The sequence below is a fragment of the Streptomyces roseifaciens genome (genome assembly GCF_001445655.1).
GTDB classification, from domain to species: domain Bacteria; phylum Actinomycetota; class Actinomycetes; order Streptomycetales; family Streptomycetaceae; genus Streptomyces; species Streptomyces aureoversilis.
Window position 1 is genome coordinate 1,663,993 of the sequence record NZ_LNBE01000003.1, and the last position, 19,046, is coordinate 1,683,038.

The 19,046-nt window shown below is 74.8% G+C and carries 13 protein-coding genes; 3 read left to right on the plus strand and 10 right to left on the minus strand.

Features of this window, described 5'->3' with window-relative positions:
- Nucleotides 1-7: 7 nt before the first annotated feature.
- A complete protein-coding gene (locus AS857_RS12970) occupies nt 8-2,860 on the minus strand; it encodes a helix-turn-helix transcriptional regulator (protein WP_144440798.1) in 2,853 nt (950 codons plus the stop codon).
- A gap of 65 nt (nt 2,861-2,925) precedes the next feature.
- Entirely contained in the window at nt 2,926-3,600 is a 675-nt protein-coding gene (locus AS857_RS12975; protein ID WP_058043257.1) for a TetR/AcrR family transcriptional regulator, read from the minus strand.
- Between the two features lie 70 nt (nt 3,601-3,670).
- On the opposite strand from AS857_RS12975, the gene AS857_RS12980 reads away from it, so the two are divergent.
- Nucleotides 3,671-5,146, plus strand: a complete 1,476-nt coding sequence (locus tag AS857_RS12980; protein ID WP_079110443.1) for an MFS transporter — start codon at nt 3,671-3,673, stop codon at nt 5,144-5,146.
- A 112-nt stretch (nt 5,147-5,258) separates the two neighbouring features.
- On the plus strand, nt 5,259-5,861 hold the full coding sequence (locus tag AS857_RS12985; protein ID WP_058043258.1) for an NAD(P)H-dependent oxidoreductase: 603 nt from the start codon (nt 5,259-5,261) through the stop codon (nt 5,859-5,861).
- 105 nt (nt 5,862-5,966) lie between these two features.
- Here the strand turns inward: AS857_RS12985 and AS857_RS12990 are convergent, their stop codons facing one another.
- The 7 genes from AS857_RS12990 to AS857_RS13020 all read right to left on the minus strand — a co-directional run bounded on the left by AS857_RS12990 (nt 5,967) and on the right by AS857_RS13020 (nt 13,201).
- A complete protein-coding gene (locus AS857_RS12990; RefSeq protein WP_058043259.1) occupies nt 5,967-6,707 on the minus strand; it encodes a class I SAM-dependent methyltransferase in 741 nt (246 codons plus the stop codon).
- The gene (locus AS857_RS12995; RefSeq protein WP_058043260.1) at nt 6,704-7,954 is read right to left on the minus strand and encodes a flavodoxin family protein; all 1,251 of its coding nucleotides are present in this window, start codon (nt 7,952-7,954) and stop codon (nt 6,704-6,706) included. The genes AS857_RS12990 and AS857_RS12995 overlap by 4 nt, the downstream gene beginning before the upstream one ends.
- A complete protein-coding gene (gene ribD, locus AS857_RS13000) occupies nt 7,951-9,039 on the minus strand; it encodes a bifunctional diaminohydroxyphosphoribosylaminopyrimidine deaminase/5-amino-6-(5-phosphoribosylamino)uracil reductase RibD (RefSeq protein ID WP_058044116.1) in 1,089 nt (362 codons plus the stop codon). Before ribD ends, AS857_RS12995 begins: the two co-directional genes overlap by 4 nt.
- 38 nt (nt 9,040-9,077) lie before the next feature.
- Entirely contained in the window at nt 9,078-10,070 is a 993-nt protein-coding gene (locus tag AS857_RS13005) for a formylglycine-generating enzyme family protein (protein ID WP_058043261.1), read from the minus strand.
- The gene (locus AS857_RS13010) at nt 10,067-10,822 is read right to left on the minus strand and encodes an SAM-dependent methyltransferase (protein ID WP_058043262.1); all 756 of its coding nucleotides are present in this window, start codon (nt 10,820-10,822) and stop codon (nt 10,067-10,069) included. The genes AS857_RS13005 and AS857_RS13010 overlap by 4 nt, the downstream gene beginning before the upstream one ends.
- Before the next feature lie 130 nt (nt 10,823-10,952).
- Nucleotides 10,953-12,665 (minus strand): WD40 repeat domain-containing protein, encoded by a 1,713-nt coding sequence (locus AS857_RS13015; RefSeq protein ID WP_058043263.1) that lies wholly within the window; start codon nt 12,663-12,665, stop codon nt 10,953-10,955.
- Nucleotides 12,662-13,201 carry a GTP cyclohydrolase II gene (locus AS857_RS13020; RefSeq protein ID WP_079110444.1) on the minus strand — a complete coding sequence of 180 codons (540 nt, stop codon included), beginning with the start codon at nt 13,199-13,201 and terminating at the stop codon, nt 12,662-12,664. Before AS857_RS13020 ends, AS857_RS13015 begins: the two co-directional genes overlap by 4 nt.
- Nucleotides 13,202-14,024: 823 nt before the next feature.
- On the opposite strand from AS857_RS13020, the gene AS857_RS13025 reads away from it, so the two are divergent.
- The gene (locus AS857_RS13025; RefSeq protein ID WP_058043265.1) at nt 14,025-14,417 is read left to right on the plus strand and encodes a DUF6233 domain-containing protein; all 393 of its coding nucleotides are present in this window, start codon (nt 14,025-14,027) and stop codon (nt 14,415-14,417) included.
- Between the two features lie 100 nt (nt 14,418-14,517).
- On the opposite strand, the gene AS857_RS13030 is transcribed toward AS857_RS13025, so the two are convergent.
- A complete protein-coding gene (locus tag AS857_RS13030) occupies nt 14,518-18,411 on the minus strand; it encodes a type I polyketide synthase (protein ID WP_058043266.1) in 3,894 nt (1,297 codons plus the stop codon).
- Between the last annotated feature and the right edge of the window lie 635 nt (nt 18,412-19,046).

Below are 19,046 nucleotides of genomic sequence, written 5' to 3' on the forward strand. Positions count from 1 at the left end.
GCCGCCGTCACGCGCAGGACTCCGCCGCCTCGTGCTGCGGGTGCGGACCGGAGGGCGACGGCGGCCGCTGATCGCCCGTCACCAGCCGCAGGGCACGGCGGTCGGAGATCGACAGCTTCCGGTAGACGCGGCTCAGGTGCATCTCCACCGTGCGCCGGGTCACGTACAGCCGCCCGGCTATCTCCTTGTTGGTGAGCCCCTCCGCCGCGAGCAGGGCGGTCCGGCGCTCGGCGGGGGTCAGCGACGCGGGGCCGATCTCGGTGTCGCGGCGAGGGCGCGCCCCCGCCTCGACCATGTCCTGGCGCAGCTCCTGCACCAGGACGTTCGCCGCGCACTTCTCGGCCAGCGCGGCCGCGGCCCGCAGGTGCTCCCGGGCCTGGCGCGCCTTGCGGGTGCGCATCAGCTCGCGCCCGAGGTCGCGCAGCGCCCGCGCCTCGTCGAGCGCCGCACCCGCCTCCCGCAACTGCTGGACGGACTCGGTGAGCAGCGCCGCCCGCTCCTCGCCGGGAGCCAGCAGCCCGGCCGCGCGCAGGGCGACACCCACCGCGTGGGGCGCGCCGAAGGCCCGCGCGAGGGCCAGTTCCTCGCCGGCGAGCTGCCGGGCCGCCTCCTCGTTGCCCAGCCGGGCGTGCGCCAGGGCCGCCTCGGAACGCCAGGGCCACAGCGCCGGACCGGTCCAGCCCCGGTGCAGCAGCAGCCGCCCGCACTCCTCCAGGTCCGCCAGCCCGGGACCGACCCGCCCCAGCGCTACCTGCAGCCGCCCGCGGTGGAACAGCAGGCCCGGCAGCGTGACCGCCGGCACCGTGCCCTCCAGGCCGGGCTCCAGCAGGACCCGCTGCGCCTGGTCCAGGTCCCCGGACTCGTAGAGGGCGCTGCCCAGCCAGCCGCGGGCCATGGCGGAGCCCAGCCACTCGTGCTCGGCGGGCTCCGGGCCCCGCTCCAGCACCTCGTGCGCCGCGTCCAGGCACTCCGTCAGCCGGCCCGCGCGGTAGGTGCATTCGGCGAGCACGGCCCGGGCGAGCGCCGCCACGGTGCGCGACCCCTCCGCGGTCGCGGCGCTCAGCAGGGCCGTGCAGTTCTCCAGGGCCTCCTCCTCGGCACCCGAACGGGCCAGGACGAGGACGAGGCCCAGCCGCATCAGGGCGTGGTCGTTGACGGTGGCGGCCGGCTCGCTGAGCGCCAGGCGGGCCTGCTGGAGCGCCTCGGCCCGCTGCGTGCCGCTCCACTGGGCGCTCACGGCGGCCAGCGCGGCCTCGGCCCGGCGCACCCACGGGCTCCGGGCGACTTCGCTGAGCTGCGCGGGGGAGGACGTCGAGGGCGGTGCCTGGTGCATCCCGCGGCCTTCGAGGAGCTCCAGCAGGCCGCGTACGGCGCGGAAGCCCGCCCGCAGTTCCTTCGGGGCGCCCGCGCGGTCGAGTTCGGCCGCCTCCTGTTCCACGATCCGCAGTGCTTCCGGCACGTCGCCAGTCAGGGCGGCGGCCTGGGCCAGGTCGAGCAGGGCCATGGCCCGGTGCCCGGTGTCGCCCCGGATCAGGTCGACCGTGCGGCGCAGCCGGGCGACCGCGGGCTCGGGGCCGTCGGCCAGCTCGATGTGGCCGAGCCTGCGCAGCAGCCCCGGCTCCTCCTCCGGCCCGCACTCGGCGAGGCCGCGCTCCAGGCAGACCCGGGCCTCGGCGAGGGCGCCGCCCGCGAGGGCCGCGTCGGCCGCGTCCACGAGCAGCCGCAGCGCCCAGCGCTCGCCCACGGGGGCGCCGGGCAGCAGGTGCGCGGTGATGCGCTCGCGGGGGGCGCTGCCGGCGTAGAGGGCCTTGGCCGCCTCGGCGTGCAGGCGTGCCCGTTCGCTGGGCGGCATCCGGGCCCGGAAGGAGGCCATGACCACGGGCTGGGCGAAGCCGATGCCGTCGTGCCCCTCCGTCAGGATGCCCCGGCGCACCAGCCGGTAGAGGGCGTCGGCCGCCTCGCCCGCACCGATGCCGACGAGCCGGGAGACGAGCGGGGCGCTCGCACCGGGCGCGACGATCGAGACGGCATCGAGCACGGCGCCGACCTCGGGGGAGCAGCCGCCGAGCCGGGTCAGCAGGGTCTCGGCGACCTCCACCGGCGCCAGCCGGGCCACGCCGTCGGCGGAGAGGTCCCCGGGCGCGAGGCCGGTGCGGCGCAGTTCGCGCAGCAGGGCCTGGAGCAGCAGCGGATTGCCGCCGGTGGCCGTGCGGCAGGCGCGGGCGAGGGCGTCGTCCGCGGGCTCGCCGAGGAAGGAGGTCAGCAGATAGCCGACGCTGTCGGCGTTGAGACCCTGCAGCACCACGCGGCGGTGGAAGAAGGAGGCGACGCCGGCCGCGGTTTCGGAGCCCTGCCGGCCCGCGCCTTCGCCGGTCAGGTCGGGGCGGTCCGTGCCCAGGGTGGCCAGCAGGACGATGGGCAGGCCTTCCAGACGGGCCGTCAGGTAGCCGAGCCAGTGCAGCGACGGGGCGTCCGTCCACTGCAGGTCGTCGATCGCGACCAGCAGGGGGGCGCCGGTCGTGGCGGCCGTGATCATCCGGTGCACCGCGGCGGCCTCCTCGGCCCCGTCCGCGCCGTCCGCCGCCCGCGGGCCCCCGGGTTCTCCGGCGGCACCGGGCAGGCCGGTCAGCTGGTCGCGGATCTGGTGCAGGACGCCGTGGGCGCGGTCGCGCTCGCCGGGTCTGGCGCGCGCGGAGACCGTTCCGAAGCCCTTGCTGCGGGCGGTCCTCAGCGCGGCGCGCACCAGGTGCGACTTGCCGGCGCCGATGCCGCCCTCCAGCAGCAGGCTGGCCCCCATGCCCGCCTCCGCGGCGGACAAGGCCCCGTCCAGGGCCGTCATTTCGCTGTCGCGGCTGAGCAACAGTCTCTCCCTCCCCTCGTACCTGCCGGGCCGTCACGGCGCCCGGCCTCCGCTGCCCCCGTGCGTCAGAAGCCGTCGAAGACCCCGTGGCTGTGGCGTCCGCGCCAGGCTTCGGTGGCGACGCCCTTGAGCACGACCTCGACCACGTCCTCCGCGAGCGTCGCGGTCACCGGAAGGTGCCCGAAGAGCACCCGGTAGTACGTGGTGGAGGCCAGCATGTCGAGCAGCAGGTCGATGTCGGCGTCGGGGCGGAGGTCCCCGCGCCGGATGCCGCGGCGCAGCGCCTCGGCCGTCGAGGCCCGGCGCGTGTGGAAGAAGCGCTCCAGGAACAGGCTCTCCAGTTCGGGGTGGTCGGCGAGGTCGGCCACGAGGGCGGGCAGGACGCGCCGCCCCAGCGTCGTGCCGAAGGCCTGGCTGAGCGTGCCGATGCCGGCGATCAGGTCGCAGTGGGTGCAGCCGGTGTCGGGGGTCGGGGTGGCGCCCACCGTGGTGACCAGCGCGTCCACGACGAGGTGCTGGCGGGACTGCCAGCGCCGGCGCAGGGCCGGCTTGCTCGTCCCCGCACGGGCGGCCACCGCTTCGAGCGTCAGGTTCCCGTAGCCCGACTCGTTGAGGATCTCCATCACCGCGGCGGGCACGGCTGCGTCGATGCGGCCGTCCCGTGGCCTTCCTGTGCGCTGCTGACCGGCTTCGCGCGTCTCCCGCGCTTCGGCCACCGCGCCGTTCGGGGTGTTCACCATGCGGCCAGTATAGGTAAGCTGCAATTGGTTCCGTCCCGGAACGTAACGAAACTTTGTGCTGGAGGTCGTCGTGTCGCAGGAGGTGAACCAGGTGGTGGAGGGGTCCGGCGGCCCGCTCGCACCGCCCGGTGCGGACGGCTCCCCGCCGTCGGCGACGGCGGGGGAGGGTCCGGCGGAGAGCGTCTTCTCCGGGGCCCGCCGCGCGCTGACCCTCGGCGTCGTCCTGTCCGTGAGCATGGTCGCGTTCGAATCCCTGGGCGTGGCCACGGTCCTGCCCGGCATCGCCGACGACCTGCACGGACTCGGCGCCTACGGCTGGGGCCTGTCGGCCCTGATGCTCGCCAACATCGTCGGCACGGTCGTCGCCGGACGCGCGGCCGACCGGAGCGGGCCCGCGCGTTCCATGGCCGCCGGGATGCTGGTCTTCGCCGTCGGCTGCGCGGTGGCGGGCGCGGCGGTCTCCTGGCCGCTGTTCCTGCTCGGCCGCGCGCTCCAGGGCCTCGGTGTCGGGGCTGTCATGAGCATGGCCTACACCGTGATCGGGCTCGCCTACCCCGAACACCTCAGGGCGCGCATGTTCGCCCTCCTCTCCTCGGCCTGGACCGTCCCCTCGCTCATCGGCCCCGTCGTCGCCGGCACCCTCTCCGACCTCGCCGGCTGGCGCGGCGTGTTCCTGCTCATGCTGCCGCTGATCGCCTTCGCCGCCGCCCTCACCCTCCCCGGGGTGCGCAGGCTCGGCCACCCCTCGGCCGCCCCCGCCGCCGCCCCCGCCGGCCCCTGGTGGCAGAGCCCCCTCGCCGCGAGCATCCTCCTCACCGCGGGCACCGCACTCTTCCTCCAGGCGCTGCTCCTCGAGAACCTCGCCCTGCTGATCCCGCTCGCCCTCGCCGGCCCGGCCGTCGCCGTGCCCGCCCTGCGCCGGGTCACCCCCGCCGGAACCCTCGGCCTGCGGGCCGGAGTCGGCGCCGGCATCGGCATCCGCTTCCTGCTGTGCGGCGTCTACTTCGGCAGCGAGGCCTTCCTCCCGCTCGGCCTGCAGGAACTGCGCGGCGTGAACGCCTCCCTGGCCGGTCTCGGCCTGTCCGCCGGTGCCATCACCTGGGTCGCCGGCTCCGCCTGGCAGGCCCGCCGCGACGGCCGGGCGCAGGGCCGCACCGGCAGCGTCACCCTAGGCTTCGCCGTCCTGCTCGCCGGCCTCGCCGTCATGGCCGCCGCCGTCCTCGCCGAGGCCGTGCCCCCGCTGGTCGCCGTCGCGGGCTGGGCCGTGGGCGGCGCCGGCATGGGCATCGCCTTCAACGCCGCCACGACCGACACCCTCGAACAGGCCCCCGCTGCACAACAGGGCCTCGTCAGCAGCTCCCTGCAGCTCGCCCAGACCCTCGCCACCGGCCTGGTCTCCGGCATCGGCGGCGCCGCGGTCGCCACGGCCCACCGGCACGGCGCGACCACCCGGGCCGGGCTCGTGTTCACCTTCGCGCTCACCGCGGCGCTCGCCCTGGCAGGCGTGCTGGTCTCCAGACGCCTGCGCCCCGCCCCGGCCGGCTGACCGGCCGGCCCCGCAACCTCACTCCCGCACCTCCGGGGCCCTTCCCCCAGGGCCCCCGTCCCCAAGGCCTGCGCACCCCAAGGCCCCCATACGTCAAGGAAGGAGTCCGACCGTGGAGAACGTACTGCTGCTGGGGCTGAGCGCCCCGGCCGACGACGACCCCTACGGCGACCCGCTGCTCCGCGCGCTCTCGGCCCCCGGCGCCTCCGGCACCCGGCTCGTCGTCAGCACGGCGCCGTCCGTACTGGCCCGGGCGGGCAGCGAGATCATCGCCCCCTCGCACCCCGTCGCCGACGCCCTGCGCCAGATGGCCTCGCTCGCCGACGGCATCGTCATCACGACCCCCGAGACGGACGCCGCGCCACCCACCTCCCTGCGCACGCTCCTCAACTGGCTGACGTGGCCCACCGAAGGCTCCCCGCTCGTCGGCAAGCCCGTCGCGGTCATCACCACCTCCACCGCCCCCGCGGCCGAGCCCGCGCCGTACTGCGAGGTCGAGCGGATGCTCTTCTCCGCCGGCGCCACCATCATCGGCCCGCGCACCGTCGTCCCCCGCATCGACCGGGCCCTGCGCGAGGAGCCCGACGGGCAGGTCGCCTTCGGCGACCCCGGCGCGGCCGTCCGGCTGCTGTTCCACGTCCACCGCACCGCCGCGGCCGCCCGGGAGACCTCCGGCCTGCCGCCCGCGGACGACTTCCGGCCGTGGCTGCTCTGAGCGCGCACGAAGGACGGCCCCGGCGGCGGACGATCGCCGCCGGGGCCGTCAGGGCCGTCGGAGCCGTAGGAGCAGTGCGTCGCCGCGCCGCAGGCCCGGCCGCCGTCAGCCGGCCGTGCAGCGCAGCATCGCCAGCGGCGGGTTGGCGAGGAAGCCCTCCCAGAACTCCGCGCCGTACATGCTGATGCCGTCCTCGGGCACCTCCAGCGGCACCCACGTGACGTCCCGGAAGCCGGCCGCCCACAGCGCGCCCTCGCACACCTCGCGCCGCGGGTAGTTGGTCACGAACTCGACGGGGGAGTCGAGGAGCGCCGTGATCCGTACCCGCGGCCCCACCTCGCCCTCGCCCACCGGCTCGTAACGGAAGCCGTACTTCTCCGTGGGCGGCCCGTCGAAGCGGAAATCCGGCGCCTGGGTGAGGACGAAGAACTCCCCGCCCGGCCGCAGGCTGCGGTGCACGCCCCGGCACATCCACTCCATCGTGGCCGCGTCGTCGGCGTAGTTGAGGAGGTAGACGGCCGTCGCCACGTCGAAGTGCCGGTCGAACAGGGGCAGGTCGGCGCCGTCGCCCACCAGGTAGCGCACCCCCAGGGGGTTGCGCTTCTCGATGGACCAGGCGGCGGCCACCATCGTGTCGGAGACGTCGACGCCGAGGACCTCCGCGGCGCCGAGCAGCTTCGCCTGCCGGCTGTAGAAGCCCGTCCCGCACGCCAGGTCCAGGACCGACTTGCCGCTCAGGTCCCCGAGCATCCGCAGGAAGCTGTCCGACTCCGGGTAGCGGGCCATGGGCAGCGACTTGAAGCCCTCGTACGCCTCACCGATGTCGTCGTACTGCTGCACGGTCATGTGAGTTCCTTCTCCAGGGGGGTGTCGAGGAGGCCGGCGTCAGGGGCGGGCCGGCGGCGCAGCCGGTCGCCCGCCAGGGCCGCGCGCCTGCCCTGGTGCCGGGCGGCCGCCAGCGCCTGGACGGTCGGCAGGACCCCCGCCGACCGGGCGTGCGACGTGCCGTACGGATTGCCGCCGGCCTCGAACACCACGGGATCGGTGTAGCCCGGCGGCACCACGACCGCACCGCAGTGGTGCAGCACGTGGTGGAGGGAGAGGAGCGCCGACTCGCTGCCCGCGTGCGGGCGGGCGGTGGAGACGAACCCGCTGGCGGGCTTGCCCGCGAGCGGCCCCGGCCCGGCCGGGGGCTCCAGTGACTGCAGGAAGCCCAGCAGCGGCGCGGAGACCGCGCCGGCCCGCACCGGGGCGCCGAGGACCACCGAGTCCGCCCACGCCACGTCGGCCGGGTCGGCGGCGGCCGCCGCCGGGGCGCCGCCCGCACGGCCGGGCAGCCCCGACTCCCGCCGCACGCCCGGCCCCGCCAGCCGGCGCAGCCGCACCTCGGCACCGACCTCCCGGGCCCCGGCCGCGCACTCCTGCGCCAGCAGCCGGACCGTCTCGTCCTCGGCGCAGTGGACGACCGTCACCCGGCTGCGGACCGCGGCGTCCTGGGCGGGACGGCCGCCGGACCGCGCCCGGGCGGCCACGCCGGCCAGGCGGAGGCCCAGCTCCCGGGCCGCGGCCCGGTCGTGCTCCGCGACGCTGCCGTCGCGGAGGGCGGTGACCGCCAGCCCGTACGGATTGCCGCCCACGCCGTCACAGGACGGATCGGCCGGATCTGCGGGATCGCCGGGCCGGTCCGGCCCGGCGCCGAGGGTCCAGGCCCCCCAGTGGTGGGCCGACTGGTACAGCGTCAGCAAGGTGGCCTCGCGGCCGCCGTGCAGGCAGGTCGAGGCCGTCATCCCCGTCACCACCCGGTCGGTCAGCAGCCCGTCCCACCACAGCTTCGTCGTGCCGTCCAGGAACCGCTTGAACGGTGCGGAGACGTTGCCGAAGTACGTGGGGGAGGCCAGCACCAGGCCGTCGGCCCACAGCACGTCCTCCGGCCCGGCCTCCTCGTCCGGCCACGCGGGGCCGGCCCTGTCGTCGGCGACGCGCAGCAGCCGCACCCGGGCGCCGTAGGCCTGCGCCCCGGCGGCCGCGGCCTCGGCCAGCGACCGCATGGTGCCGCGCCGGCTGTGGTAGACGACCGCGACCCGCGGGGTCACGACACCTCCTCCGGCTCCGGGCCGCCGGGGAGGGGGCGGGCGCGCAGCACCATCCGGACGTCGTCGCCGAGCCGGGTCACCTCGTCCAGCCGCAGGCGCAGCGCCTCGCTCAGGGTGCCCGCGCCGAACCCGTCGAGCACCGCGCGCCCCTCACCGCCGATCAGCACCGGGGCGACGTACGCCACGACGCGGTCGAGCAGGCCCTGCGCCGCGAACTCCGCGGCCAGCCGGGCGCCGCCCTCCAGCAGCACGGAGCGCAGCCCCCGCTCGTACAGCGCCTTCACGAGCGCCGTGAGGTCCAGCCGCCCGCCGGGCTCGGGGAGGGTCAGCACCGCGTGGCCGTGGGGGAGTACGGGCGGGGCCGCCGACTCGCCGACGACCACGAGGGTGGGCGCCGCGTCGTCCAGGACGCGCGCGTCCGGGCGGATGCCGCCGGTGCGGTCCAGCACCACGCGCAGCGGCGGCTTGCCCTCCACGCCGTGCCGCAGCCCGAGGTGCGGGTCGTCCGCCCGCAGCGTCCCCGAGCCGACGAGCACCGCGTCGTGCGTGGCCCGCAGCGTGTGCGCGTCGGCGCGGGCCTCGTGGCCGGTGATCCAGCGCGAGGTGCCGTCGGGCGCCGCCGAGCGGCCGTCCAGGCTCCCGCCGAACTTCCAGGTCACGCACGGCCGGCCGAGCCGGGTGGCGGTCAGCCACAGCTCGTTGGCCCGCTCCGCCTCCTCGCGCAGGACGCCGCCGACGACCTCGACCCCGGCGGCGCGCAGCCGCTCGGCGCCGCCCGCGTGGCCGGGGACGGGATCCGGCACCGCGTACACCACGCGGGTGACCCCGGCCGCGAGCAGCGCGTCCGCGCAGGGCCCCGTACGGCCCTGGTGCGCGCAGGGCTCCAGGGTGACCACGGCCGTTGCTCCCCGCGCCCGGTGCCCGGCCGCGGCCAGAGCCTCGACCTCGGCGTGCATGTGGCCGGCGCCGCGGTGGTAGCCCTCCGCCACGGTGGTGCCGTCCGCGTCCAGCAGGACGCAGCCGACGACGGGGTTGGGGCTGGTGCGGCCCAGCGCGGTGACGGCGAGCGCGAGCGCCCGCCGCATCGCCTCCTGTTCGGCGGGCGTGGCGCCGTCCGGGGCCGTCACGGCGTCTCCGCGAGGCGGAAGCCCATGGCGTAGATGTCGCGCTTGTACCAGCCGTGCCGGCGCCGGACGCGGGCGAGGTCACCGAAGCGGGTGAAGCTGCCGCCGCGGGCGATCCGGTAGGCGCCCTGGGTGAGGGCGAGGTCGTCGGCGATCTCCTCCCCGCCGGGGTAGGCGGCGTAGTCGTCGGCCACGTACTCCTCGATGTTGCCCGCGAGGTCGTGCACGCCGAACGGCGAGCGCCCTGCGGGGAAGATGCCGATCGGCGTGGTCGCCAGGGGGCCCTCCTCGACGGTGTTGGCGGCCCCGGGCCGGAAGTCGTCGCCCCAGGGGAAGTCGCGGCCGTCCCCGCCGGAGGCGGCGTACTCCCACTCGGCCTCGGTCGGCAGCCGGAAGGCGCGCCCGGTGCGGGCCGCGAGCCAGGCCGCGTAGGCGTCGGCGGCCTCGGGGGTCACCGTCCACACGGGGTGGTTGGCGAGCTGGCCGGGGTAGACGCCGAAGCGCCAGGTGGTCGGCAGCTCGGTGCGGCCGGTGTCCTCCAGGAACAGGCGGAACTCGGCGTTGGTGACGGGGTACAGGGCGATGCGGAAGGCCGCGAGGTCCGCCTCGTGGACGGGGGCCTCCTTGGCGATCCACTCCTCCTCGACCCCGGCGTGGCGCCAGCGGGCGGTGACCTCGCCGACCTCGCCGGGCTCCAGGCCGAGGCTGACCCGGGCGGCGGGCACGTCGGCCATCGGTGGGTCCTCGGGGCGGATCCGCGGATCGCCGACGAGGCCGAGGACGGTGCCGGCGGCGTGGCGGCGGGCGAACGGCTCGGCGGGGTCCTGCGCGATCGCGACGAGGGCGTCCGGCTCCGTGGCGAGCAGGTCGCGGTGGCCGGCCAGGAGGTACTGCGGGCCGCGCGACACGAAGGCGTCGGGCAGGCCCATCGCGGCCCGGTCGGTCAGGGTGTTGGGGTTGGCGAGGACGACCGGCGGCGTACTGCTGGTCATGACTGGTCTCCCGTGGACGGTCGGAGGGGGCTTCCGGTCGGCCGCACGCCGGCTCCGGCGCGGCGGAACGTGCTCACCAGATAGGTGAGGTCCCCGACGGCGCGGGGCACCTGGCGGGTCGTCACGAGGGCGAACCCGTGGCAGGCGGCCAGCGCGGTCAGCTCGGCCTCGGTGAACTCGCGGTAGAGGCGGCTGCCCTCGTTGGCGTAGAGGCCGCCCCTGCCGTCCGCCGCGTGGAAGACGGAGAGCGTGAGGAGGCCGCCGGGGCGCAGCAGTTCGCGGACGCGGCGCAGGTACGGGCCGTACGTGCCGGGGTGCTGGTGGTGGAAGCACCCGTTGTCCAGGACCGCGTCGTACTGCGCGGTGCCCGGCAGGTCGAGGGCGGCGGTGGCGAGGAAGCGGGCGCGGCCCGGGTGGCGGCGGATGAGGGTCTCCCACTCGGGGGAGGCGACGAGGTCGATGCCGGTGACCCGGTGTCCGGCGGCGAGCAGGAGTCCGGCGTCGCGGCCGCGGCCGGCGCCGATGTCGAGCACGTGGGCGGGGGTGCCGGCGCCGGTCCGGGTGCGGAGGGCGTCCATGAGCAGGCGCGGCGCCTGCCGCATCGCCTCCTCACCGGTCCAGACGTCGCGGCCGCCGGCGTAGTGGTCGCGGAAGTCGCTGTGCAGGACGACGGCGTAGAGGGCCTCGTCGAGCGGCGCGGCTTCGGTGCGTTCGACCGTATACCGGTCGGCTATGGAGTGGCTTGCGCCCATCGGTGCACGGTCCTGTCGTGTTACTGGTGCTGGGTGGTGCTGGTGCTGAGGCGGGTCCGGGCATGGGGCGGTCGCGGGGGAGGCGGGCGAGCAGTCCTCGCCTCCCCCGCGACCGGTGCGGGTGCCCGTGCTAGATGCCGGGCGTGTAGTACACCTGGCCGTCGTAGGAGGACGCGGCGAAGGCCTTGCGCTCGGCGTCCCAGGTGAGGGACGAGATGCCCGCGGTGGTCGGGCGGACGACGGCGGTCCACTCGCCGGCGGTGCGGTCGTAGAGCGCGATGCGGCCGTTGTAGGAACCGGAGGCGACCACGCGGCCGTCGCCGGAGGCGGCGACGCACTTGATGGAGTGGGTGTGCGGGGTGTCGAGCACCTCGGCGCGCTGCTGCGGGTCCCAGATGCGCAGCTTCAGGTCGCGGCTGACGCTGGCGAACCAGCCGTCGCCCAGGCCCGCGCAGCCGTTGGCGATCCGGTCGTGCGCGTCCTCGATCGTGGCGACCTTGGTGAGGTCCGAGATGCGGTACCAGGTCGCGGAGGCGTCGGCGGCCACGGAGAAGATGAGGTCGCCGGAGACCGCGACGCCCTTGACGGCGTTGGTGTGCAGCGGCAGGTCCTCGACGTGCTCGGCCTCGCCGGCGCCGGTCAGGCGCAGCAGCAGGCCCTCGCCGGTGTAGGCGCCGACGACCGCGTAGGAGGCGCCGTCGCGCTCGAAGGCCGCGCCGCAGTTGAGCGGGGAGCGGTGCTGGTGGAGCTCACGGCCGGTCAGGGCGTCGAAGACCTTGCCGAGCTGGCCGCCGGAGAGCACCAGGCCGCCGAGCGGGGTGAGGAAGTTGCACAGGCTGCCGGTGCGGGCCACGACCTCGCCCTCGTGGTGCACGACGCCGCTGTCGCCGCGGTGCACGATGCCCGCGTCGCCGATGGTCAGCGTGCCGGAGGCGGTGGGCAGCACGGCGTTGACGCCCTGGGTGGGCGGCACCTCGGCGGCGTCCCAGGCCTTGCCCTCGTAGTCGTAGCCGCGGTAGCCGGCGCCGAAGGTCGCGAAGACCAGCCGGGAGCCGCCGGCGAAGGCGCAGGAGCGGGGCCAGACGTCGTCCGGCAGGGCGGTGGTGTCGCGCCGCTCGGGGACGCCCGAGGCGACGTCCCACAGCTGCATGGTGCGGTCGTAGCTGAGGCTGACCAGCAGGTTGCGGGCGTCGTCCAGGACCAGGCGCTTGATGCCCGCCTCGTGGGCCGGCAGGACCTTGCGCTCGGTGGGGCCGACGACGATGATCTGGCCCTCGTCGTTGCCCGCGAAGATGGTGCCGCCGGAGGAGATGGCGATGGTGTCGGTCTCGATGCCGTCCATGTCGAGGTCGGCGATCAGCCCGCCGGTCTCCAGGGACCAGCGCTTGATGGTGCCGTCGTCGCTGGAGGAGATGAGCTCGTCGCTGTCGCGGGCCCACTCCACCGAGATGACGTCGGCGGTGTGGCCGGTGAAGCGGGCGACGAGCTTGCCCGTGAAGTCGTAGACCCGTACCCGGTGGTCGCGGGAGGCGGTGGCTATGAGCTCCTTGGACGGGTGGAAGACCGACATCTCCACGTCGTCCTCCTGGTCGGCGAGGACCGCGACCAGGCGCAGGTCCGGCACCGTCCACAGGCGGGCGGTGTAGTCGCTGGAGGAGGTCACCAGGTGGCGTCCGTCCGGCGAGAACGAGCACTGGTTGGCCAGGTGGTCGTGGAAGGAGCGGGCGATGGCCGTTCCGGTCCGCTGGTCCCAGCAGATGACCTGGTTGTCGTAGCCGGCGGTGGCGACGTAGGCGTCCTGCCAGGCCGCGATGCCGCTGATGGGTCCCCGGTGCTGGATCACGCTGTTCCTTCCACGAGTTCGATCGAGTGGCCGCCGTACTCGGCCTTGGCGCGCAGGTAGTGGTCGTTGTTCTCGTTACGGAAGATTCCGGTACGGACCTGTTCGACGACCTCGATCCCGTACGAGGCGAGCTGCTCGGCCTTGTCGGGGTTGTTGGTGTGCAGCCTGATCCGCGTCACCCCGAGAGCCTGCAGCATCTGGGCGGCCGAGCGGTAGTCCCGCAGGTCGTCCGAGAAGTTCAGCTCGCGGTTGGCGGCGAACGTGTCCAGGCCCTGGTCCTGCAGGCGGTAGGCGTCGAGCTTGTTGTACAGCCCGATGCCCCGGCCCTCCTGGCGCAGGTAGAGCAGGACGCCGCCGGAGGCGGCGAGCAGCTGCATCGACTCGGTCAGCTGAGGGCCGCAGTCGCACCGCGCGGAGCCGAAGACGTCGCCGGTCAGGCACTCGGAGTGCAGCCGGACCAGCGGGACGTCCGCGATCGGTCCGAACTGCACCGCCACGTGCTCCAGCCCGTCGCCGAGCCCGGTGAACGTCACCATCTGGCCGGGCGTCCAGGCCCCGTCGGCCCGCTGCACGGGGATCTCGACGCGAGCTCTGACGCCCACGGACCCCTCCGGCGGTTCCACCGACGCCCCGTGCAACGGGGTGTCCTCCCCATTGAGTGTTTTGGGCACTGCTTCCTCCCGTAGAACGAGCACGCCCCGAACCCCAGGGCGCAGTCACAGCATGGGTGTGGAGGGCAGCGCGGACAGCACGGTCCGTACCGGTACGGGTACCGAGATCATTTGACAGCGGTACCGAACCATCCGGTCTGTTCGTTTGGAAGCCCGAAGCTTTTGGCCCGTCAGTTCTGCCGTGCGATCCGGACGCTTCGGGATCTTCGGTCAGGGCCCCTGTGATCGGAAACCGCTCGTCCGGTTCTGTCTCTGGCGTCCCGCAGCCGGATCCTCGGACGGCCGCTGACGACCAGGAACATCTCATCGGTGTCGGCGTGGTGGTGCCAGACGAACTCGCCGGACAGCCTGGCCGGTTCGATCCTCCTGGAGCCTAGGGGAGGTTCCGGTGCCGGACCTCCATTTGTGATCACCAATCCGGCGAGCCCGGTCGGTGCCGGCGCCGTGGGATTCGCCCTCGAGCGGCGCCAGCACGGCACGACTGGTACCGGTGCGGTCGCCCTGCTGCCGCCCGGCCGTTGCACCGGGCCACCGGCCGGCTGAGCCGCCCCCCGGCGTCACCCCTTCGGGCTAATCTCCCGGCCGCCGGGAACCGCCGCCGGGCACCGCGGTGGTACTCCGCGCACCGGTACTGCGACCTGCGCAACCACCCCCCGCCGAGCCCCCCGCGCTGCTACCGTCGCGCGGCATGGAGCAGCTCTTCAGCGACGACGAACTCGCCCTCATCACGGCGGCCGCGCAGGAGTCGGGGATGGACCCGCGCGACTGGGTCCGCGCCGTGGTCCTGCAACTCCTCACCGACGACGAGTACATGGAGGAGGAACCGACCGCCTCCGGCGGCCACCACGCGGGGGACGGCCGCCCGCCGTACCGGGCCGACATGGAGCACGCCGTGTGGCCGGTCACCACCCACCGGGGGTCCGGCCGGAACATGCACGAGCTGCATCACGCCGGATGCTGGGTACCGAAGGGGGGCGAGAGGACCATGTCCACCGCGCAGGCCCGCGAAGAGCTCCTCACGCGCAACGCCCACCCCTGCGAGGCCTGCCAGCCGGAACGGTTCCTTACCCCGCTGGTCTAGCCGTCCGCCGCAAGCGCTGCCGACCCGCACGGCGGCCCGTGCGCGGCCCCGCCGGGCACCGCGCACGGGCCGCCTGTGCGGTCCGTCCTCCCGCCGGCCGCTACGCGGCGGGAGCCCCCGCCGGCTCGTCCTGCGGGGCGAGGACGGAGGTGACGTAGCCCGCCAGCCCCTTCGCCGTCGGGTAGTTCCACAGCACCGTCACCGGCAGCCGCACGCCGAGCAGCTTCTCCAGCTGGGCGCAGACCCGCATCGACATCACCGAGTCGAGCCCGAGGTCGGTCAGCGGCCGCTCCGGGTCCAGCTCACCGGCCGGCATCTTCATCTCCCGCGCGAGCCGGCCGATGATCTCCTCGCCGACGCGGGCGGCGAGCTCGTCCGCCGGCAGCTCCCGCCAGCGCGCCGGGTCGTCCTCGGCGGTGGCCGCCGCGCCGTCCGCGGACAGCGGCTCCTGGCCGGGCGCCGTCGCGTCGTCGTCCGCCGCCGCCCCGTTCTCGTGCAGCGCCCCGAAGCGGGTGCCCGGCAGCCACGCGCGCAACTGCCCCTGCTCGTCGCTGATGACGATGTCGACGGTGTCCGTCGCCGGGTCCACGAGCCGGATGTCGACCCAGCCGGTCTCGGGGGCCTCGCCCACCACGCGGACCTCGCGGATGTGGGCGGGCATCCGCACGGTGGGCGGGCCGCCGTAGATGACCGGGACGATGCCGAGGGCCGCGTCCAGCAGCGGCGCCCACGTGACCTGGTCGCCGGGCACGGCGGGCGCGTGCACCCGGGCGCGTATGACGCCGTCGCCGGTCAGCAGCTCCTCGACCGTCCACGGCCAGGCGATGCCCTCCACGCCGATGGCGTCCAGGCGTCCGATCACGACCGACGGGTCCGCCGCCGTCAGGTCCCGGGGCGGCGTCACGGAGAGCATGCCGGCCGGGAACGGCGGGGCGTCCGCGGCCATGGTGGACGAGGTGGTGTGGGTCAGCCAGTTGCCCGGGCCGGAGGTGCCGGACGGGCCCGCCGGCCGGGTGCTCAGCCGCAGCGTCAGCCCCTCCTGCACGACCTGCACCTCGCGCGGGATCGCCAGCGCGACCGGGAACTTCAGCGAGACGTCGAACAGCGCCTTGCTGCCGCCCTGCCCGGGCGCGGCCTCCAGGAACGTGTGGATGATCGAGGAGGCCGGGACGATCGAGGTGCCGTGCAGCGCGTGCCCGCCGGGGAATGGCCGGACGGCGTCGTCCAGATAGGTGTTCCAGATGCGCAGCGGCGTCGAGGCCGCGACGTCGACCGGCGGGCCCAGCAGCGTGTGCCCGGTGACGTCGTGCCCGTGGGCGACGACGGCGCCCGCGGGCAGCACGGCGTCGGTCCAGTAGCGGCGGTGCTGCCAGGCGATCGGGGGCAGCTCCGCGATCCGGCCCGCCGGGTAGTGCGCGCTCCAGTCGACCTCGGCGCCGTGGCTGTGCAGCGAGGCCAGGTTCAGCAGCAGCGTGCGCAGCTCGGGCTGGTTGCGGCGCAGGGTGTGGGCGACGTGGCCGCCCGTCACGTCCAGGTGGGCCAGGGTCTCGCCGATCGAGTGGGAGACGACCGGGTGGGGCGAGACCTCCAGGAAGCGGCGGTGGCCGTCCTCGACGGCGGCGGTGACGGCCTGGGCGAGGCGGACGGGGTTGCGCAGGTTGGCCACCCAGTAGCCGGCGTCGTGGCGCACCTGCGCCCGCGGGTCGTCGAGCGCGGTGCTGTAGAGGGGCACCTGCGGCGTGCGCGGCTGCAGCTCCGCGAGCGCCTCGCGCAGGCCCTCCGTCAGCGGGTCCATGTGGGCGCTGTGGAAGGCGACGTCGGAGTTGACGTTGCGGACGGGCACGCCCTGCGCTCCCCAGTCCTGCACGAGCGCGGCGACGGCCTCCGCGTCGCCCGAGACCACGGCCGAGGCGGGGGAGGAAGCGATCGCCGCGCAGACCGCGGCGTTCCCTTCGAGGCGGGCGGCCACCTCCTCGAAGGGCAGGCCCGCCATGGCCATGCCGCCCTTGCCGGCGACCCGGCGCAGCAGCGAGGACCTGCGCCCGCTGAGCCGGGCGCCGTCCTCCAGGGACAGCGCCCCGGCGACGACGGCCGCGGCGATCTCGCCCACGGAGTGGCCTATGACGGCGGCCGGCCGGTGGCCGTAGGAGCGCCACACCTCGGCGAGCGCGACCTGCACCGCGAAGATCATCGACTGGGCCCGGTCGACGGCCTCGAAGTCCCCGGAGACGATGGCCTGCCGCGGCGAGAAGCCCAGCTCGGTGCGGAACACCGGCTCCAGGCGGTCGATGACGTCCGCGAACACCGCGTTGCCCGCGAGCAGTTCGCGGGCCATCCCGGTCCAGTGCGAGCCGTGGCCGGAGAAGACCCACACCGTCCCGTCGCCCGAGCCCGGGCGGACGGTGCCCTCGGCGACGTTGTCCTGCTCCTGCTCCTCCGCGTCCTCGGAGGCGACGGCCCGCAGGGCGGCCACCAGCTCCGCGCGGCCGTCCGCCACCACCGTGACCCGGTGGTCGAGGTGGGAGCGGCGGGTGGCCAGGGTGTGGCCGACCGAGGACAGCGGGGTGTCGGGGTGCCGCTCCAGCCAGTCGGCGAGCCGGCACGCGTACTCGGCGACGCCCGCGCGGGAGCGGTAGGACAGCGGGAAGAGCTGCGGCACGTTCGGCAGCGGCTCCTCCTCGCTCTCCCCGGCCGGCTCGGGCGCCTCCTCCAGGACGACGTGGCCGATCGTGCCGCCGTAGCCGTACCCCGAGACGCCCGCGCGCCGCGGGGTGTCGCCCTTGGGCCAGACCTGGTGCTCGGTCACCAGCCGCAGCCCCCACTCCTCCCACGGGATGTCCGGGCTGGGCTCGCTGGTGAGGACCGTCGCCGCCATCTCGGCGCGCTGCAGCATCAGCGTCGCCTTGATGATGCCGGCGACGCCCGAGGCGGGCTCGGCGTGCCCGATGTTGGACTTCACCGAACCGATCCAGCACGGCTTGTCGGCGGGGCGGCCCGCGCCGAAGACCGCGTGCAGCCCCGAGGCCTCGACCGGGTCGCCGAGCCGGGTGCCGGTGCCGTGCGCCTCGATGTAGCCGGCCGTCGCCGGGTCCAGGTCCGCGGCCTTCTCCCAGGCCAGCCGGAGCAGATCGCGCTGCGCGTCGGGGTTCGGGGCCATGATGCCGCTGGTCCGGCCGTCCTGCGCGACGGCCGTACCCTTGATCACGGCCAGCACGCGGTCGCCGTCGCGCTGCGCGTCCGACAGCCGCTTGAGGACCAGCACCCCGCAGCCCTCGGCCCGGCCGTAGCCGTCGCCCTCCGCGTCGAACGGCTTGCTGCGCCCGTCGGGGGAGAGCGCGCCGGCCGCTTCGAGGGTGAGGGTGTAGGCGGGGGAGAGGATGATGTTCACGCCGCCCGCCAGCGCGAGCGAGGTCTCGCCCGCCAGCAGGGACTGGCAGGCCAGGTGCACGGCCACCAGGGAGGCGGAGCAGGCCGAGTCCAGGACGAAGCTCGGCCCGTGCAGGTCCAGCACGTGCGAGACCCGGTTGGCGATGCCGGTCAGCTGGGCGCCGATGCCGGTCCAGGGCTCGATCCGCGGCAGGTCCTCCAGCAGCCGGCGCCCGTAGTCGTCCGAGCAGGTGCCGATGTAGACCCCGGCGTCGGAGCCGGCCACCGAGCGGGGCGCCATGCCGGCGTGCTCCAGCGCCTCCCAGGCGACTTCCAGCACCAGTCGCTGCTGGGGGTCCATCAGCTCGACCTCGCGCGGCGCGATACCGAAGAACTCGGCGTCGAATCCGTCGACGGCCCCGATGAAGTTGCCGGGGCGTTCGGCCCTGCGCAACGCCTCGGTGAACTCCGGGCTAATCTTTGTGTAGGCGCGCCACCGGTCCTCCGGAGTGGATTCCACGGATACCTTGCCGCCGGCCAGGAAGTCCCAGAAGGATTCGGGGGAGTCGATACCGCCGGGGAAGCGGCAGCCGATGCCGACGAGGGCTACTGATTCTTGAATACGCATGCGTCTCAATTCCGTTCGTCCGGGCGAGTGCGGATGCATGACGGAGCGGCGGAAGTCGGGGGCCGGGATGCTTTCGCAGAAGGCCGGGCACGGGTGGGTGCGGGCGTTCGCGGAGCTGCCGACGCTCCGCAGGGAAATGCTCGTTGACGAGTTCCCGGTGACTTCCTGACGAGATCCGCTGTCCTTGTGCAACGTTCACACAGCATGCGTGGTTGGTCCACACAACGCCGTGGAAGTTGTCAACTTGGTAAGGGGCGCACGCTCTTCGCGGTCGCCGGGCAGGGCCGCGAGCTGGCCAGGAGGCGGCTGTTACCTGCGGTCACCTGGTGAGGTGCTCCGGCCAATCTCGTTCCGGCCCGTTTCCCGGGCCCGTACTCGGGGCGGTGCTGTTCGCGGTGGCGAACGGTGCCCGGATGTGAGCTGCAACACCGCTGAATCGCTGCTGTTTCCAGCCATCCGAACGCGTTCGCGGGCGACCGATTTTGCAGTACGTTCGGCCGTGTTCCATCATTGTGACCGCGCGTCAGGCGGACCGCCGGCGCTTCACGAGTGCGTGGTGCACGCGTTCTCGTTGAACAGTCAACCGGAGGGCGGCGAGCGCACTGGCCCCGCCCGGCCGGAACCCCCATCCCTCA

What these genes read in the sequence shown, in the direction of transcription:
- AS857_RS12975 (WP_058043257.1), bottom strand. Translation starts at nt 3,600, where the DNA reads ATGGTGAACACCCCGAACGGCGCGGTGGCCGAAGCGCGGGAGACGCGC.
- AS857_RS12990 (WP_058043259.1), bottom strand. Translation starts at nt 6,707, where the DNA reads ATGACCGTGCAGCAGTACGACGACATCGGTGAGGCGTACGAGGGCTTC.
- ribD (WP_058044116.1), bottom strand. Translation starts at nt 9,039, where the DNA reads ATGCGGCGGGCGCTCGCGCTCGCCGTCACCGCGCTGGGCCGCACCAGC.
- AS857_RS13005 (WP_058043261.1), bottom strand. Translation starts at nt 10,070, where the DNA reads ATGACCAGCAGTACGCCGCCGGTCGTCCTCGCCAACCCCAACACCCTG.
- AS857_RS13010 (WP_058043262.1), bottom strand. Translation starts at nt 10,822, where the DNA reads ATGGGCGCAAGCCACTCCATAGCCGACCGGTATACGGTCGAACGCACC.
- AS857_RS13020 (WP_079110444.1), bottom strand. Translation starts at nt 13,201, where the DNA reads ATGGTGACGTTCACCGGGCTCGGCGACGGGCTGGAGCACGTGGCGGTG.
- AS857_RS13025 (WP_058043265.1), top strand. Translation starts at nt 14,025, where the DNA reads ATGGAGCAGCTCTTCAGCGACGACGAACTCGCCCTCATCACGGCGGCC.
- AS857_RS13030 (WP_058043266.1), bottom strand. Translation starts at nt 18,411, where the DNA reads ATGCGTATTCAAGAATCAGTAGCCCTCGTCGGCATCGGCTGCCGCTTC.